Origin of the sequence: Aliiroseovarius sp. (assembly GCF_965228805.1) — a bacterium.
Lineage (GTDB): Bacteria > Pseudomonadota > Alphaproteobacteria > Rhodobacterales > Rhodobacteraceae > JASBTN01.
The window spans coordinates 2,613,899-2,629,449 of the sequence record NZ_CBDDIE010000003.1; the positions used below are offsets into that span (position 1 = coordinate 2,613,899).

Sequence of the window (15,551 nt, forward strand, 5' to 3'; positions counted from 1 at the left end):
ATTTCTTGAACAAATCAACTAACCAGCGCTCAAGTCCCACGCGACCATCCCCACACGATAGGTGATCCCTTGCCCCGAGCCCTTCTGGCCTCCTATGCCGCCCGTATTCAGAAACCCGACTTGCGTCTGAGTCAGGGGGAGCCGCTCAATGCGTCCCGCCTGCGGATCGAAGTGCTGTCGGGCCTTACCGTCGCCCTGGCCCTGGTGCCCGAGGCGGTGGCCTTTGCCTTTGTCGCGGGCGTGCACCCGCTGGTCGGGCTCTATGCGGCCTTCATGGTCGGTCTGATCACCGCGGTGATCGGTGGACGTCCCGGCATGATCTCGGGCGCGACCGGCGCGCTGGCCGTGGTCATGGTCGCGCTGGTGGCGCAACACGGAGTCGAATACCTGTTCGCCACCGTGATCCTGATGGGGCTTTTGCAAATCTTCGCGGGGGTCATGCACTGGGGCAAGTTCATCCGCCTGGTGCCGCACCCGGTCATGTTGGGCTTCGTCAACGGGCTTGCGATCGTGATTTTCCTGGCACAGCTGACCCAGTTCAAGGTGCCGGGCTCCGTCACCACCTCGGGCCACACTGCCACTGCTGGCGAATGGCTGTCGGGCATGCCGCTTTACATGATGCTGGCGCTCGTTGGCCTGACCATGCTGATCATCTGGGGTACGCCCAAGGTCACGAAACTGGTGCCCGCGCCGCTGGCCGGGATCGGCATCGTGGCCGTTTTGGTCATCGCGCTTGGCATCGACGTGCCGACCGTCGGCGACATGGCCTCGATCTCGGGCGGGCTGCCGTCCTTCCACATCCCCTTCGGCTCGGGCGAGGGGATCTATGCCCCCGCGCTGCTGGCGCCCTTCACGCTGGAGACGCTCTGGATCATCCTGCCCTACGCGGTGATCCTGGCCGCGATTGGCCTGATCGAGAGCCTTCTGACCCTGAACCTGGTGGGTGAAATGACCGGCCGTCGCGGTGGCGCCTCGCAGGAATGCATCGCCCAGGGCGTGTCCAACGTCGCCACCGGTTTCTTCGGCGGCATGGGCGGCTGCGCGATGATCGGCCAGTCGATGATCAACGTGAAATCGGGCGGGCGCACGCGCATCGCGGGCATTGCAGCCGCCCTGTTCCTGCTGGCCTTCATCGTCGTCGCCTCGCCGCTGATCGAGCGTATTCCGCTGGCGGCCCTGGTGGGCGTCATGTTCATGGTCGTCATCGGTACCTTCGCCTGGAACTCGCTGAAGATCCTGCGCCGCGTGCCGCGCATGGACGCCTTTGTGATCCTGCTGGTGACCGTCGTGACCGTGCTGGAAGACCTCGCGGTGGCCGTGATCGTGGGTGTGATCGTCTCGGCGCTGGCCTACGCCTGGAACGCCGCCGCGCGCATCCACGCCGTCACCCGCGAGGAGGACGGCGCCAAGGTCTATGACGTCGAAGGCCCGCTGTTCTTCGGGTCGGCCGACGGGTTCATCGAGCTTTTCGATGTGGCGGGCGACCCCGACCGCGTCGTCATCGAATTTGCCCGTTCGCGCGTCGTCGACCAGTCCGCGCTTCAGGCGATTGAGGCGGTGGCCCTGAAATACGAGGCCGCCGGCAAGAAGATCCAGCTGCGCCACCTCAGCCGCGACTGCCACGACCTTCTGACCAAGGCCGGGCACCTGATGGTCGACAGCGACGATGACCCCGATTACGAGATCGCGGTCGATTACTCCGTGCGCACCGGGATCCTCGGCGGTCACTGAGGCGCCATAGCCTCCAACACGTCCAGGGCGCCCGCCTCCAGATGGGGGCGGGCGGCCGCGATTCTGGCCTCCGGCCAATGCCACCATGCCAGCCGATTCAACCGGGCTACCTCCGCAGGCCCGAACCGCATCCGTGCAACTCGCGCCGGGTTGCCCGTCACCACCGCATAATCCGGCACATCGCCGCGCACCACGGCGCCCGCGCCAATGATAGCGCCATTGCCGATCCGCACCCCGGGGCCGATCAGCGCGCCGTAACCGATCCACACGTCATGGCCGACATGGGTGTCGCGGGTGTCGGGCTGGGCCATGACCTCCTTGTCCAGGGCAAAGATGCCAAAGGGAAAACTGGTCGCGCCATGCCAGGCATGGTTGGCCGAGGCGGTAATGAACCGCACCCCGTGGGCAATCTGGCAGAACCTGCCGATCACCAGCCGGTCCTTGGACATGGGAAACAGATAGGGCGCCAGCTGCGCCGCCCAGCCGTCGGGCGGGGGCGGGTCGAAATCCGAGGCATAGGTGAACGCCCCCACCTCGATCCGCGGGTGGTCGATTGCCGGTTTCAGGAAAACGGTGCCCTTGTGTCTGGTTCCGTCGGGCAGGGTCACGGGATGGATGCAACGCGCATCCGGCAGGTCGTATGACATGACAGGTCCTTTCAGAGAATATGCTGGTCTCGTCAGGCCGCTTTGATCATGTCACCCTCCATTGGTTGCACCTGTCAGGATAGTCACTCGCCGGGGCGTTTCAAGGTAAAGGCCTCACGCACCACGGAATAGTCACGGTACCCCAGCCGGGCGAGCGGGGTGAAGCGGGTGACGTCGAACTTGCCCTCGACCAGGCAGTCGTCGCGCAGGTGAATGCCCGTGACCTCGCCGAAACAGATATGATTGGCCTCGCCGGGCAACTGGGTGATCTGCGTCAGCCTGCATTCCAGTACAGCGGGCGCGGAGGCGATGCGCGAACAGGCGATGGTTTCGCAGTCCAGCCGGTCGAGCCCGGCCAGCGCAAACTCGTCCACCTCGCGCGGGTGGATGCCCGCGCTGACGTTCATCGCGTCGGTCGCGGCCTCCTCGACCACGTGCACGCAGAAAACGCCGGTCTGGCGGATGTTGTCCAGCGTGTCCTTACCCAGCGTGCGGTCGGGTTTGGAGCCGGTGGTGGCGAACATGACCTGCGGCGGCTCATAGGCGGCACCGTTGAAGAAACTGTAGGGCGCAAGGTTGTCGCGCCCGTCCGCATCGCGCGTGGCGATCCAGGCGATGGGGCGCGGGGCGATGATGGCGTTGAACGGATTGTGGGGCAATCCGTGGCCATTTTTCGGTTCGTAGAACATGGGGTTTTCCTTCCTGTCCCGCGCGGGGCCTGCTAAAGCGGTTCGAAGCAGAAAACCACGCGGGGGCAGGGGTGTATAGCCTCGACGTTGAAACATCGGACGATTGGTGGGAGGTCGAGGCGCTCTATGACCTCTGCTTTGCGCCGGGGCGCGAGGCGCTCAGTTCCTATCGCCTGCGTGACGGGGTCGATCCGGTGGCCGCGCTGTGTCTGGTGGCGCGCGATGCGGACGAGATCGTTGGCGGTGCGATCCGTTTCTGGCCGGTATTGGTCGGTGGGGCCAAGACGTTGCTGCTGGGCCCGGTCGCGGTGCACCCGACACGTCAGGGCGAGGGGCTGGGCGGGCTTCTGATCCGCGACGCGCTGGAACGGGCCGGCCCCCTGGGCTGGTCCCGCGTGCTGCTGGTAGGGGACGCGCCCTATTACGGCAAGTTCGGCTTTGAAAAGCAGCCGGGCGTGATCATGCCGCCGCCCACGAACCCCGACCGGGTTCTGGGGATCGAGTTGCGCCCGGATGCCTGGCAGGGCGTGACCGGTGAGGTGACGCGGCTGGTCTGACCTCGCGCGCCGTAGCAGCGGCGCCGGGGCAACTGCCCGTCAATCCATGCGCACGAAGGGATTTTGCCCCACAGGGCGCGGCGCGTGGCCGATCAAGGCGGCGACCAGCGCCGCCGAGACGCTGAAAATCGCGTAAATCAGCGCGGCAAACAGGAAGGGCACCCCGTCCACCGTGGCATTCATCGCCACCACGCCCCCGGCCATCAGGCTGATCAACAGAATCGCAAAACGCATGACATCTTCCTTTCCCAGGTGTGGCTTCAGCCTGCCGCGAAGAGACGAAGAAAGTCTTAAGGCGCAGGGCCAAGGCCGCTTGTCGGGATGGCGCAGGCGTGAGGATACGGCGCAGCATATGAGTGCCGAGAGTTCGCGGATGTCAGTCGGGATCAGGAACGGTCAGCGACGGGAATGCCGGTTCGCAGGCGCCTCAACACGTACTCTGACGAGCTTCGCGTGCGTGCGGCCGCGCGGCGGGCCGCCCCGGGGACCATCGGTCGGATCGTCACCTTCGGGAAAGGCAAGATGAAGGCCCGCAGCGGCTACAAGGCTTACCGCTCCGCCGATCCCATAGGCCAGAAGGCACAGCAGCAACCCGGCCCCGGCATCAAGCGCCAGGAACGCGGATGCGAGACCGCCAATGATCGACGTCAGCAAGATTGAGCCGTACATGTCATCCTCCGGTTACCTTCCGGCAAGATGACATGAATGGATAAAGCAATCCTTAACCGATGTCGGATCTCAGCGTCGTCTGTTTCGGGTCATCCAGTCAAGAACCGCAGGGCGTACTGATTGCGCGCCGGACAGGCGGGCCGCGTCGATCACCTCTTTCAACGCGTCGATGTCGATTGATCGGATCAGGTGTTTGACCGGCCCAATGGAGGCCGGGCGCATCGACAGGTTCCGCATGCCGAGGGCGGCGAAACAGGCCGCTTCGATCGGCCGACCGGCATCCTCGCCACAGAAACTCAGCGGAGTGCGGGCGGCATCGCAACGGGTCACGATTTCCTCGATCAGGTTCAGGAAACTGACGTTCAGCGTGTCATAGCGCCGCCGCACCCGCTCGTTTTCCCGATCCGCCGCATAGAAGAATTGTTTCAAGTCATTGCCGCCGATCGAGATGAAATCTGCCATCTCGAAGAACTGCTGCGGGGCAAAGACCATCGAGGGGGTTTCAAGCATCGCGCCCACCTCGACCTTGCCGGGCAGGATGTGGCCCAGACGGCGTTCGCGCTCGATCTCGCCCCAGAGGATCTCACGCGCGTCAATGAACTCTTCCTGCTGCGCGATGAAGGGGAACATGACTGACAGGTCACGCCCGGCGGCGGCGCGGATCAGCGCCTGCAGCTGCATGCGCATGACGCCGGGTTTGTCGAGCCCCACGCGGATCGCACGCCAGCCAAGCGCCGGGTTCGGCTCATCCAGCGGGTTCATGTAGGGCAGCACCTTGTCCGACCCGATGTCGAGTGTGCGAAACACCACGCGCTTGCCCTTGGCCGCGTCCAGCACGCGGCTGTATGTCACCACCAGGTCGCCCCGGCGCGGCACACGCGAGACGGTGAGGAATTGCAGCTCGGTGCGGAACAGGCCCACGCCATCCGCGCCGGACCCCTCCAGCGAGGGCAGGTCGGCCATCAGCCCTGCGTTCATGTGCAGGGACACTTCGGTGCCGCAAAGCCCCATCGCGGGCTTGTCGCGCAGCTCGGCGTATCGCGCCTGTTGCGCTGCCTCCATCGCCATCTTGTCGCGGAAGGCGCCGATGATCGTGTCCTCGGGGCGCAGGTGCACCGTGCCCTGTTCGCCATCGACAAGGATATGGTCGCCGTTCAGCGCCTCGGTGGTGACGGGGCCTGCGTGCACGATCAGCGGGATCGCCCAGGCGCGCGCAACGATCGCGGCGTGCGAGGCGACCGAGCCTTCCTCCAGCACGATGCCCTTCAGCTTGCGGCCATATTCCAGCAGCTCGCCGGGACCGATGTTGTTGGCAATCAGAATCGGGTCGTCGGGCATCTCGGCCCCCGTTTCCGACCCCTGACCAGTCAGGATGCGGAGCAGCCGGTTGGACAAGTCGTCAAGGTCATGCAGCCGTTCACGCAGGTACGGGTCCGGCACCTGGGACATGCGCGCACGCGCGGTGGATTGTTCCTTTTCCACGGCGGCCTCGGCGGACAGCCCGCGCGCGATGTCCTCCTCCATGCGACGCATCCAGCCCTTGGAATTGGCAAACATGCGATAGGCCTCAAGCACCTGCATCTGGTCCTTGTCGGCGGTCTCGGCGGTGGCCAGCAACTCGTCGACCGAAACACGCAGCTGTTCAACCGCTTCGGTCAAACGCTTCAGTTCCTCATGCGGATCATCCGCCACCGGGTTGGTCACCACGACTCGGGGTTCATGCAGCCAGACATGGCCCTCGGCCGCGCCTTCCTGGCCGATCCCGCCCTTGAAGGTCGCAGGCCGCTGGTGCAGTGCGCCCATTGCTGCGCCCTCGCCGATGAACGCGCCCAGTTCGGTCATCTCGGCGATCACCATGGCGACGACTTCCAGGCCGTAGATCTCGTCGGCGGTGAATTCGCGCGCCTGCTTCGACTGCACCACCAACACGCCCAACGTCTCACCCAGACGCTGCACCGGCACGCCGAGGAAGGAGGAAAAGATCTCTTCGCCGGTTTCCGGCATGTAGCGGAACCCGGGCGCCGAGGGGGCATCGGCCGTGTTGATGGGCTTGGCGGCGCGCGCAACACGGCCCACCAGCCCTTCGCCCACGCGCATACGGGTCTGGTGCACCGCGTCGGGGTTCAACCCCTCGGTCGCACAGAGTTCCAGCGTGGTGTCGTCGCGAAACAGGTAGATCGAACAGACCTCGGTCTGCATCGCTCCGGCAATCAGCGTCGTAATACGATCCAGACGTTCCTGCCCGGCTGACGCCGCCGCAAGAGTCTCACGCAGGCTGACCAGCAGCTTGCGGCTGTCGCTTTGATGGCTTTCCGCCATGCGCTCCCTGTCCTTCTTTTCTTGTTGTTCCCTATAGTAGGCACTGCCGGGCCGCATTCCAATTCTTTCGCACCGTCATGGGCAGATATTTTCTCGTAACGGATGAAGTTTCCGGCGCTGTGCTCGCCCGTGATGCAGGCGCGGAACAGCCCTATCCTGTCAGTTTCGAAATTCAATTGATACAGGTCAAGGTATTGTCATGTTACGCGTTTAAGTTGAGAGTGGCTTGGCGGGGTGATTGAGCCCCCCTGCCGCCCGACCGGGTCGGATTGTTGTGACACGTGTGTTCTTCGTTGGATTTGAACCGCATGCGGCCCCCCGGATGCAGGCGAAGGAAGGCTTATGGGATACGAGATTCGCATCCACCCCGACCTGCGCGTTGCGCAGTTCCGCTTCTTCGGGGTGATCTCGGTCGCCACCGCCCGGCGGGCCTTTGAGGACTACGTCGCCCATCCCGATTTCGACCCCGGCTTCACCATGATCTCGGACGCGCGCGAGGTGACCGAGCTGGACGCGAGCTATCGTCGGATCGTCACGAATATCCTGGGCCTCGCTCGCCCGCTGCGTCGGTTTGACAAAGGGGCGCTCAGCATTGTTCTGGTCGGCGATGAAACCACCTATGGCATGGTGCGCATGCTGGAACAGGTACTGGACTTCTTCAGCGCCATCCAACTGCGCCCGGTTTGGAGCGAAGAGGAAGCTCTGGCGTTGGCGAAGCGGCCCGAGGCGGGGTTTGCCGAGCTGTTCGCTCAAACGGATCAGGAAGATGTAACCTAGGCAGGGTGAGTGCAAAGGGCTGGGCAGTCCTTCTGAAAATGAAAACGGCGCCCAATAGCGCCGTTTGTCTGTCTTTAGTCAAGGGCTTGGCCTCAGCCCACCTTCTCCAGTTCGAACGCATCATGCAGCGCCTGCACGGCCAGCTCCATGTATTTGCGTTCGATCAGCACCGAGATCTTGATCTCGGAGGTGGTGATGACCTTGATGTTGATGCCTTCCTTGGACAGCACGTCGAACATCTTGGCCGCGATGCCGGTGTGGCTGCGCATGCCGATACCCACGACCGAGACCTTGGCGACCTCGGTATCCGCCACCATCTCGTGGAAGTTGATGTCACCCGCTTCCTTGGCGGCGGCCATTGCCGCTTCGGCGCGGGCCACCTGGTTGGTCGGGCAGGAGAAGGTCATGTCGGTGCGCCCCTCTTCCGAGATGTTCTGCACGATCATGTCCACGTTGATCCCGGCCTCGGCCAGGGGGGTGAAGATGGCCGATGCGATGCCGGGGCGGTCGGCCACCGACAAGAGGGTCATTTTGGCTTCGTCGCGCTGATAGGCGACGCCGGAGACGACATTCTGTTCCACGATATCCTCCTCATCACAGACAAGCGTGCCTGCTTCCGGGTCATATTCTTCAAAGCTGGAGAGCACCCGCAGCTTCACCTTGTAACGCATGGCCAGTTCGACCGAGCGGGTCTGCAGCACCTTGGCGCCCAGCGAGGCCAGTTCCAGCATTTCCTCGAAGGCGATCTTGTCAAGCTTGCGGGCCTTGTCGGTGATGCGCGGGTCGGTGGTATAGACGCCGTCCACATCGGTGTAGATGTCGCAGCGCTCAGCACCGAAGGCGGCGGCGAAGGCCACCGCGGTCGTGTCCGACCCGCCGCGCCCCAGGGTGGTCACACGGCCATCATCGGCAATGCCCTGGAAGCCTGCGACCACGGCCACGCGCATGCCCTCGGCGAACTTCGACATGATGTTGGCGGGCGGGATGTCCTCGATCCGGGCGGCCGAATGCACGCCGGTGGTCTTGACCGGCACCTGCCAGCCCTGCCAAGACCGCGCGGGCACGTCCATTTCCTGCAGGCGCAGGGCCATCAGACCGGCGGTGACCTGCTCGCCCGACGACACGACGGCGTCATATTCGCGCGCGTCATACATGTGCGAGGTTTCCTCGACCCAGCCAACCAGCTCGTTGGTCTTGCCGGACATGGCCGAGACGATGACGATCACGTCATAGCCATTGGCCACTTCGCGGGCGACCCGTTTCGAGGCCCGGGCGATCCGGTCCAGCGTGGCGACCGAAGTGCCGCCGAATTTCATCACGAGAATGGGCATTGGTGCCTCTTTTCCCTTTATCCGCTTGCGATCCGGGGTGTCTTACGCAGGCGGGGGACAAAGAGCAAGCGCTTATGGGAGGTTATGGTGCCCCGGCGGGGCTCCCACCCTGGAAAGGGCAGCGGGCGGGGCGGCATCGTGCCATCCCACCCCGCCCCGCCGGGGCGATCATCGTTGCATCAGCCCGGTGGGTCGCCAGACCTCAAACGATCGCCATCTGCCCCTCCAACTCGCTCTCATCGGTCACCCCGGTCAGGGTCAGCGTGTGGCCATTGCCGAAGTCGAACACCAGGTTGCCATCCACCACCGTGGCATAGGCCAGCAGCTCCGCATCGGTCTTGTGGCCACCGCCCCAGCGGTAATCGTCGAAGGCGACCATATCCCCTTCGGAGGCATCGAAATCGGTGATCGTATCGGCGTGCTGGTGGAACACGAACGTGTCCGCCCCGGCCCCGCCGGTATAGGTGTCGTTGTAATGGCCGCCGTTCAGATAGTCATTGCCGTTGCCACCATCCAGCACATCGTGACCCCAGCCGCCATAGATCACGTCATTGCCGCCGCGGCCTTCGACATTGTCATGGCCGCCGCCGCCGATCAGGATGTTGCGCTCATCGGTGCCGACGATCTTGTCACTGTAGAGTGAGCCCCAGACGTTCTCGATCGAGGTAAACGTGTCGCCCGCGGATTTCCCCCAGGACGAGCCCGCGATCATGTTGATCCCGATCCCGCCGCCGTCGATGTCGCGATAGTCGATGTAATCCGACCCGGCGCCACCGTCGTGATGGTCCGCGCCCGTGCCGCCGGAGAGGATGTCGTTGCCGTCGCCGCCTTCCAGCGTGTCGTTACCTTCGCCGCCGACAAGGGTATCGTTGCCCGCCCCCCAGCCACCGCGCAACGTGTCATTGCCCTCGCCGCCTTCCAGCGTGTCATCCCCCTGGCGCCCGTCGAGCACATCATTGCCGTCGCCGCCCTGGATCGTGTTGGCGCCGGTGTCACCGATCAGCGTGTCGCCGAAATCAGTGCCGGTGAGGTTCTCGATCGAAGTAAACGTGTCACCCGAAGCCGCGCCCCAGGCCGTGTTTGCGCCCAGATTCACGCCGATGCCGCCCGAGGTGATGTCATCATAGCTTGCGGTATCCGTCCCGGTGCCGCCGTCCATGTCATCCGCCCCGGCCCCGCCGCGCAGCGTGTCGTCGCCTGCGCCACCGAAGAGCGTATCGTCCCCGTCTGAGCCGACCAGATCCCCTCCACCGTTGCCGTTCCACAAGAACCAGCCATCGCCGTTCGGGACCACCTTGTTCACGACGACGCGGATGACCTCGTAGTCCTTCTGGAACTCTACCGTGACTTCGGACCCGTCTACCGAGGTGGCAAGTTCGCGGGTGATCACGGCCTTGGCGCCGTCTACGTAGGCATAGGTGTTCACATCCTCGTCGCGCCCGTTATCCATGGTGGCGGTCACCACCTGTTTCATGCCGGGGAGAACTTCCGCCATCTGGCGATAGGCCTCGATATAGGGGGCAAAGATCAGAGCACCATCCTTGGCATCGACCGCCTGAGTGCCCTTGCCGCCCCAACTGCCGATGCCCCAGTTGGCGGTATAGTCGATGCTCAGCTCGGCCATGCCGGACAGCAGTGACAAGGCGGCACCGGCAGCGGGCAGTTCATGATTGGTCAGCGCGCCCAGAACGTCCGCGCTATTGGCGCTCCAGGCCGAGTTGTAGAGATCGGGGGCCTCCCCGCCATTCGCGATGATCTCGTCGCGCAGGGTCTTGATGCCGGAGGTAATCGTCCAATCGCTTTCAAAGCCCTTGACCCTGTCCACGGTCGCGTCCAGCCCCAGGTGATCCGTATCGATCACATCCACCTCACCGAACAGGTGTGCGTGGTCGGCGCCGAAATTGTCGATAATGGCATTGACGGTGTTTTTGCCGTGAGCCTGCATCGAGACTTTGAACTTGTCAGCAAGCTCGGCGTTCTGGTCACGAAACTCGGCAATGGCCTCAAGACAGGCAAAGGCATAGGCGGAATAGCTGTCCCTGTCCCGATCCGTGGGATCATCCGGATCCAGATCCTTGTCGAAATAGGTGGAGTTCCAGCCGAAGAAGTCCTCATTGCCCAGCTCGATGATGAAATCCTCGGGTAGGTCTCCACCGTTCCATTTGCCGTTGACAAAGAGGTCGGTCAGGAACTGTGTCAGCTCTGCCTTGATCCGGGCGACATCCGCATGGGCCTCGGGCGAGAAATCGCCTTCGTCCACGACCTCATCGGGGCTGTAGAGATACTGAAACTCCGGCAGCACCAGAGAATAGCTACTGCCGGTCTCAATCGCGAGGGACAGGCTTTCTGTGAAATTCATGCGGCCTGCGCCATCGCCCGAGAGCAGATGGGATGGATCAGTTCGGGGTAGGTCAGCGACATGGCCGGGGTCAGCCCTTGTAGATACTCAGTCGTAATACCTATCGCAGGGTCGAGCGGTGCGCCAGTTTCCGGATCGGTGACGTCGCCGCTGCCACCGTTCAACTCGTTATGATCAAACCGCCAGGTACCCTCTGCATTCTCGATCGCAAAACCGTCCGGCAGTTCCCCGTCCGGAAACCGAATGAAATTCAGATCGAGCGCGTCAAAGGCTTCTTCGTAAAGGTCGTCATAATCCATGCCGTCGCGGGCCGGTTGGGTGCTCAGCGCAATGCCGCCAAACAGGGTTGCCGCGACGGCCTTGGCGTCCTTGGTGGGGTCCAGTGCGTCTTTGACCGTATCCGAGAAATCAATGGTGAGGGCCATGTTCTGTCCTTTGTTGAAATACGCGTTCTGCGATAGGACAGAGGTGGCATCGGCGAGGCACTCGCTCAAGCGGAATGTTGTCGCACATTATCCCTCAAAAGGGGATCGTTTCGCCCCGGTAGTCTTCGTAGCAGCCGGTGGTGTGCAAGCTCAGTGCGTCGAAGCGGGCCATCAGCCCGTCGCGGGCTTCAGCCACGTCGATATCGGCCGCGTCGCCGCCCATGTCGGTGCGCACCCAGCCGGGGTGGTAGATGCCGACGGCAATGCCTTTGGGCGCCAGGTCCTGGGCCAGGTTGCGGCCAAGGTTCAGGGCTGCCGCCTTGGAGGCACGGTAGGCATAGGCCCCACCCGGCGCGCGGGTGTGGCTGGCCATGATGGACGACATGATCGCCACCTTGCCGCCAGCCTTTCGCAGGTTTGGCAGCAGGGTCTGCACGGTCAGGAAGACGCCGGTGACATTGACCGCGAAGGCCTCGGCCCAGATGTCGGGTCCATATCCGCCCTCCAGCGCCATGCCCTTGTCCGGGTAGACGCCCGCGTTGCAGATCAGAAGGTCGATGCCGCGCCCGTCCAGGCGCTGGGCGAGGGCGGCGTGGCTGGCGGAGTCCGTGACTTCGAGCGGTTCGAAACCCGCGCCGGTGCGGGCCGTGCCGATGATCTGCGTGCCCCGGTCCCGGTAGCCGTCGAACAGGGCCCGTCCGATACCGCGGTTCGCGCCGGTGAGAAGAATGGTCATGGCAGGGCCTCCCGAAGGTCGCACAAGGAATGTTTGCGCTCACATAGGCGTAGATCGGGATTCGAGGCAACAGGGAAGGGGCCTGCTTCCCCCTAGCAAGGGCGCCGGGCTCAGTTCGACTTGCGGGTCGGGCGGAAAGGCAGCGGCAGGACTGGCACGCCGTCTTCGATCAGCGCGCGGGCCTCGTCGGGCTTGGCCTCGCCATAGATCGAGCGTTCGGGGGTATCCCCCAGATGCATGGCGCGGGCTTCCTTGGCGAAACTGTCGCCGACGTAATCGCTTTCCGCTTCGACCTTGGCGCGCATCTCGGCAATGGCTTGTTCTAGCTCCGGGGAGGGCGCGGCGACCGGCGTGTCCCCTTGCGGGCCAGGCGTGGGCTCGGCGGGGGCCGGGGCCGCCTTGCGCGCGGGGCGTACCTTCGGAGCCATCAGGCTCTTTTCCACGGCGCTGGATCCGCAGGTCGGACAGGTCACATGGCCGCCCGCCTTCAGCCCGTCAAAGGCCGAGGCATTCTGGAACCAGCTTTCGAACACATGTCCCTGGTCACATTTCAGCGCATATCGGATCATTGGTATCCCGTCGTCAAAGCCGGGGCAGTATGGCAAAGCGGGAAAGTTGGGGCAAGGGGCACAACCCTGTTTGCGGGGCGGCGGGGTGGGGTGGCAACCGGTGTCCCCGCGTGTTGCGGCCAGCCGGGGTGGGAGCCGCTGCGCAAACAGGCCACGCGCTCAGCGGTGCAGGCGCGGATCGAAGCCCAGGATGATTGCGCGCAGCTCGGGCTCTGTCACCATCGCGGCGGCCTTCTTGCGCCCGACCCACTTGCGTTTGCGCTGGCCCGCTTCGGGGAAGTCCTGCGCGACCTTCTTGACCTTCAGCGGAAAGACCGCGACCACGCAGGGCATCTTGTCGCCGCCATGCCCCTTGTCATAGGCATAGAAGCCCAACACGTTGTGGCTGAGCTTGCCGGTGGCGCCGGCCTCTTCCCAGGCCTCGGTCGCGGCAGCGCCTGCCGGGGTTTCGCCATCCATCGGCCAGCCCTTGGGAATGATCCAGCGCCCGGTCCCGCGCGAGGTGATCAGCAGGAATTGCAGCTTGCCCTCGCGAACACGGTAGCAGAGCGCGCCAAACTGGGTGCGTATCGCGCGCTTGTCCGTCACTGCCAGACGGATCGGCCGTTGCTTGACCTGTTCCACCGTCACTGCCTTTGCCTTCATACCATTTCCCCCTGTTTTCGCGGGGAAGTTCCTTGTTTCCCTCAAGATAGGGCGTTTCGCCGCAGTGGCAAAGAAAAATGGCACATTTGGTAGGGAGAACCTGACCGGGGGGAAGGTTTGGGGTCAGATTTGCGGCACTTCACCGGCCAGAACCGTCCGGAACCAATCGGTGTCGATATTGCCGCCGGACAGAATCAGCCCAACCTTACGACCCTGCTGGCGATCTTTCTCGGCCAACAGAGCGGCCAGGCCCGCCGCCCCCGCGCCCTCGGCCGCGTTGTGAATGCTGCGGAAATAGAGGCGGATGGCGTCGGCGATTTCGGCGTCACTCACGGCCACGATCCGCGCGGCCTTCGCGGCATAGACTTCGAAAGCCGCCTGCACCGGCACCCGCACGGCCATGCCATCGGCAAAGGTCGCGGCGCCATTGGTTTCCACCAGTTCCCCGGCCTCGACCGACAGTTTCGCCCCCGCCGCTTCGGTGGAGACCACGCCGACAACCTCACACCCCGGCGCCAGCAGGTCGCGTGCCGCGATCACGCCGCAGATGCCCGAGCCGCAGCCGATCGGCACATAGACCGTGTCCAGATCCGGATGTGCCGAGAAGAGCTCAAAACCATAGGTCGCCACGCCGCGCACCAATTCTTTGTGGAAGGGCGGCACGGGGATGTAATCGCCCGCCTTGGCGATGCGCATCGCCTCCAGCCGGGCCTCGTCGAAATCCTGACCGTGTTCCACCAGATCGGCGCCATAGGCGCGCATCGCCGCGTTCTTTTCCACCGCATTGCCGTGGGGCACATAGACCTTGGCCTCCAGCCCCAGCGCGCGGGCCGCGCGGGCCTGGCTTTGCCCATGGTTGCCGCGCGTCGCGGTAATGATGCCACGCGCCTCGGGGTGGCTGCGTTTCACCCAGTCCAGAAAGGTGATCCCGCCGCGCACCTTGAAGGCGCCGGTGGGGGCGTGGTTTTCATGTTTCACCACCACGCGGGCGCCGGTCCCGGCCGCCAGCTGCGGCCATTCGATCTGCGGCGTGGGCGACATGTGCCGGTAGACAAGCTCTTGCGCGGCTTCAATTTCCTGGCGGGTGAACATCTGCTGCCTCCTGATGGTTGGGCGGACTGTCTCAGGCGGCGGTGGCTTTGGCAAGGGGAGGAGCGGGGGCGCTGCCCCCACGCGCGTTCCGCGCTCCCCCGGGATATTTGAGGAAAGATGAAAGTGGCAGGGTTGCGCGCCGAAGGTGAGGGATTAGCTTTCTGTCTAGAACGTGCTGAAAGGAGCCCATGCCGCTGTTTCTGTTTCTCTGTGTGGTGCTGGGTGGTGCCGCGCTCTGGTGGATCTGGTCACGGCGCCGGGCGCGGGCCGCGTTGCTGGCGCAGCCGCTGAGTGACTGGGCGCGGCAAGTTGTGGCCCGCGAGGTGCCCTTGACCCGCCGCCTGCCGCTGTTTCTGCGGGAACGCTTCGAGGGCAAGGTGAACCTGTTCCTCCACCAGGTCGAGTTCATCGGCTGCGACGGGTTGGACGTGACTGACGAGATGCGCCTGTCCATCGCCGCCCAGGCCTGCCTGCTGGTGGCGAACAGCGACGCCTGGTATCGCGACCTGCGCACCGTGCTGGTCTATCCGGGGGCGTTTCAGTCCTTGCGCGCCGAACGGCAAGGTTATGTGGTGACCGAGCGGCGCACGGTGCGGCTGGGCGAAAGCTGGCAGCACGGGCCGGTCGTCCTGTCCTGGCAGCACAGCGAGGCGGGTGCGCTGGACGAAGGCGACGGGCGCAACGTGGTGCTGCATGAGTTCGCCCACCAGCTCGACGGGCTTTCCGGCCAGACCGACGGCGCACCGCTGATGGCGCGCGGGCAGAGCTTTGCCGCCTGGCGCCGGGTCATCGTCGAGGCCTTCGAACGTCATTTGAGGCAGGTGCAGGCCGGGCGACGCACGGTAATCGACGCCTATGGTGCGGAAGGGCCGGAGGAGTTCTTTGCCGTGTCCATCGAGCTGTTCTTCGAGCGCCCTGAGGCTTTGCAGGCCGATGAGCCGGATCTATACGCGCAACTGGTTGCGCTCTTGCGTCTGGACCCGCTGCGCTGGGATTAAGAGGGCG

At 64.3% G+C, this 15,551-nt stretch carries 16 protein-coding genes; 5 read left to right on the top strand and 11 right to left on the bottom strand.

Annotated elements, in window-relative coordinates; translation table 11 throughout:
* The first annotated feature begins 69 nt into the window (after positions 1-69).
* Positions 70-1,731 (top strand): SulP family inorganic anion transporter, encoded by a 1,662-nt coding sequence (locus tag ACO07D_RS13855; RefSeq protein ID WP_421703532.1) that lies wholly within the window; start codon positions 70-72, stop codon positions 1,729-1,731.
* On the opposite strand, the gene ACO07D_RS13860 is transcribed toward ACO07D_RS13855, so the two are convergent.
* Both ACO07D_RS13860 and ACO07D_RS13865 read right to left on the bottom strand, forming a co-directional pair.
* The gene (locus tag ACO07D_RS13860) at positions 1,725-2,378 is read right to left on the bottom strand and encodes a CatB-related O-acetyltransferase (RefSeq protein WP_421703533.1); all 654 of its coding nucleotides are present in this window, start codon (positions 2,376-2,378) and stop codon (positions 1,725-1,727) included. The two genes, ACO07D_RS13855 and ACO07D_RS13860, sit on opposite strands and share 7 nt — an antisense overlap.
* 83 nt (positions 2,379-2,461) lie before the next feature.
* Positions 2,462-3,067 (bottom strand): flavin reductase family protein, encoded by a 606-nt coding sequence (locus ACO07D_RS13865; RefSeq protein ID WP_421703534.1) that lies wholly within the window; start codon positions 3,065-3,067, stop codon positions 2,462-2,464.
* Positions 3,068-3,138: 71 nt separating this feature from the next.
* On the opposite strand from ACO07D_RS13865, the gene ACO07D_RS13870 reads away from it, so the two are divergent.
* On the top strand, positions 3,139-3,624 hold the full coding sequence (locus tag ACO07D_RS13870; protein ID WP_421703535.1) for a GNAT family N-acetyltransferase: 486 nt from the start codon (positions 3,139-3,141) through the stop codon (positions 3,622-3,624).
* Between the two features lie 39 nt (positions 3,625-3,663).
* Here ACO07D_RS13870 and ACO07D_RS13875 read toward each other — a convergent pair whose 3' ends face one another.
* A complete protein-coding gene (locus ACO07D_RS13875; protein WP_421703536.1) occupies positions 3,664-3,858 on the bottom strand; it encodes a hypothetical protein in 195 nt (64 codons plus the stop codon).
* A gap of 219 nt (positions 3,859-4,077) precedes the next feature.
* Between ACO07D_RS13875 and ACO07D_RS13880 the strand changes: the two genes are divergently transcribed.
* Positions 4,078-4,284, top strand: coding sequence for a hypothetical protein (locus tag ACO07D_RS13880; RefSeq protein WP_421703537.1), 207 nt, complete (start codon positions 4,078-4,080; stop codon positions 4,282-4,284).
* 78 nt (positions 4,285-4,362) lie between these two features.
* On the opposite strand, the gene ptsP is transcribed toward ACO07D_RS13880, so the two are convergent.
* Complete coding sequence (ptsP, locus tag ACO07D_RS13885; protein ID WP_421703538.1) at positions 4,363-6,612, bottom strand: phosphoenolpyruvate--protein phosphotransferase; 2,250 nt, start codon at positions 6,610-6,612, stop codon at positions 4,363-4,365.
* A gap of 342 nt (positions 6,613-6,954) precedes the next feature.
* Here ptsP and ACO07D_RS13890 point away from each other — a divergent pair, with 342 nt between their 5' ends.
* Complete coding sequence (locus ACO07D_RS13890) at positions 6,955-7,389, top strand: hypothetical protein (RefSeq protein WP_421703539.1); 435 nt, start codon at positions 6,955-6,957, stop codon at positions 7,387-7,389.
* 92 nt (positions 7,390-7,481) lie between these two features.
* Here the strand turns inward: ACO07D_RS13890 and ACO07D_RS13895 are convergent, their stop codons facing one another.
* The 7 genes from ACO07D_RS13895 to ACO07D_RS13925 all read right to left on the bottom strand — a co-directional run bounded on the left by ACO07D_RS13895 (position 7,482) and on the right by ACO07D_RS13925 (position 14,546).
* The gene (locus ACO07D_RS13895) at positions 7,482-8,720 is read right to left on the bottom strand and encodes an aspartate kinase (RefSeq protein ID WP_421703540.1); all 1,239 of its coding nucleotides are present in this window, start codon (positions 8,718-8,720) and stop codon (positions 7,482-7,484) included.
* Positions 8,721-8,922: 202 nt separating this feature from the next.
* On the bottom strand, positions 8,923-11,079 hold the full coding sequence (locus ACO07D_RS13900) for a calcium-binding protein (RefSeq protein WP_421703541.1): 2,157 nt from the start codon (positions 11,077-11,079) through the stop codon (positions 8,923-8,925).
* Positions 11,076-11,504, bottom strand: coding sequence for a hypothetical protein (locus tag ACO07D_RS13905; protein ID WP_421703542.1), 429 nt, complete (start codon positions 11,502-11,504; stop codon positions 11,076-11,078). Before ACO07D_RS13905 ends, ACO07D_RS13900 begins: the two co-directional genes overlap by 4 nt.
* Before the next feature lie 94 nt (positions 11,505-11,598).
* Positions 11,599-12,240, bottom strand: a complete 642-nt coding sequence (locus tag ACO07D_RS13910) for an SDR family NAD(P)-dependent oxidoreductase (RefSeq protein ID WP_421703543.1) — start codon at positions 12,238-12,240, stop codon at positions 11,599-11,601.
* 110 nt (positions 12,241-12,350) lie between these two features.
* On the bottom strand, positions 12,351-12,809 hold the full coding sequence (locus ACO07D_RS13915) for a DUF1178 family protein (protein WP_421703544.1): 459 nt from the start codon (positions 12,807-12,809) through the stop codon (positions 12,351-12,353).
* A gap of 159 nt (positions 12,810-12,968) precedes the next feature.
* Positions 12,969-13,454 carry an NUDIX hydrolase gene (locus ACO07D_RS13920; protein ID WP_421703545.1) on the bottom strand — a complete coding sequence of 162 codons (486 nt, stop codon included), beginning with the start codon at positions 13,452-13,454 and terminating at the stop codon, positions 12,969-12,971.
* Between the two features lie 123 nt (positions 13,455-13,577).
* A complete protein-coding gene (locus tag ACO07D_RS13925) occupies positions 13,578-14,546 on the bottom strand; it encodes a threonine dehydratase (RefSeq protein WP_421703546.1) in 969 nt (322 codons plus the stop codon).
* Positions 14,547-14,734: 188 nt separating this feature from the next.
* Between ACO07D_RS13925 and ACO07D_RS13930 the strand changes: the two genes are divergently transcribed.
* On the top strand, positions 14,735-15,544 hold the full coding sequence (locus tag ACO07D_RS13930) for a zinc-dependent peptidase (protein WP_421703547.1): 810 nt from the start codon (positions 14,735-14,737) through the stop codon (positions 15,542-15,544).
* The last annotated feature ends 7 nt before the right edge of the window (positions 15,545-15,551 follow it).

Excerpts from the sequence above, each read along its gene's own strand:
- ACO07D_RS13860 (WP_421703533.1), bottom strand. The coding sequence starts at position 2,378 with ATGTCATACGACCTGCCGGATGCGCGTTGCATCCATCCCGTGACCCTG.
- ACO07D_RS13865 (WP_421703534.1), bottom strand. The coding sequence starts at position 3,067 with ATGTTCTACGAACCGAAAAATGGCCACGGATTGCCCCACAATCCGTTC.
- ACO07D_RS13875 (WP_421703536.1), bottom strand. The coding sequence starts at position 3,858 with ATGCGTTTTGCGATTCTGTTGATCAGCCTGATGGCCGGGGGCGTGGTG.
- ptsP (WP_421703538.1), bottom strand. The coding sequence starts at position 6,612 with ATGGCGGAAAGCCATCAAAGCGACAGCCGCAAGCTGCTGGTCAGCCTG.
- ACO07D_RS13890 (WP_421703539.1), top strand. The coding sequence starts at position 6,955 with ATGGGATACGAGATTCGCATCCACCCCGACCTGCGCGTTGCGCAGTTC.
- ACO07D_RS13895 (WP_421703540.1), bottom strand. The coding sequence starts at position 8,720 with ATGCCCATTCTCGTGATGAAATTCGGCGGCACTTCGGTCGCCACGCTG.
- ACO07D_RS13900 (WP_421703541.1), bottom strand. The coding sequence starts at position 11,079 with ATGAATTTCACAGAAAGCCTGTCCCTCGCGATTGAGACCGGCAGTAGC.
- ACO07D_RS13905 (WP_421703542.1), bottom strand. The coding sequence starts at position 11,504 with ATGGCCCTCACCATTGATTTCTCGGATACGGTCAAAGACGCACTGGAC.
- ACO07D_RS13910 (WP_421703543.1), bottom strand. The coding sequence starts at position 12,240 with ATGACCATTCTTCTCACCGGCGCGAACCGCGGTATCGGACGGGCCCTG.
- ACO07D_RS13915 (WP_421703544.1), bottom strand. The coding sequence starts at position 12,809 with ATGATCCGATATGCGCTGAAATGTGACCAGGGACATGTGTTCGAAAGC.
- ACO07D_RS13920 (WP_421703545.1), bottom strand. The coding sequence starts at position 13,454 with ATGAAGGCAAAGGCAGTGACGGTGGAACAGGTCAAGCAACGGCCGATC.
- ACO07D_RS13925 (WP_421703546.1), bottom strand. The coding sequence starts at position 14,546 with ATGTTCACCCGCCAGGAAATTGAAGCCGCGCAAGAGCTTGTCTACCGG.
- ACO07D_RS13930 (WP_421703547.1), top strand. The coding sequence starts at position 14,735 with ATGCCGCTGTTTCTGTTTCTCTGTGTGGTGCTGGGTGGTGCCGCGCTC.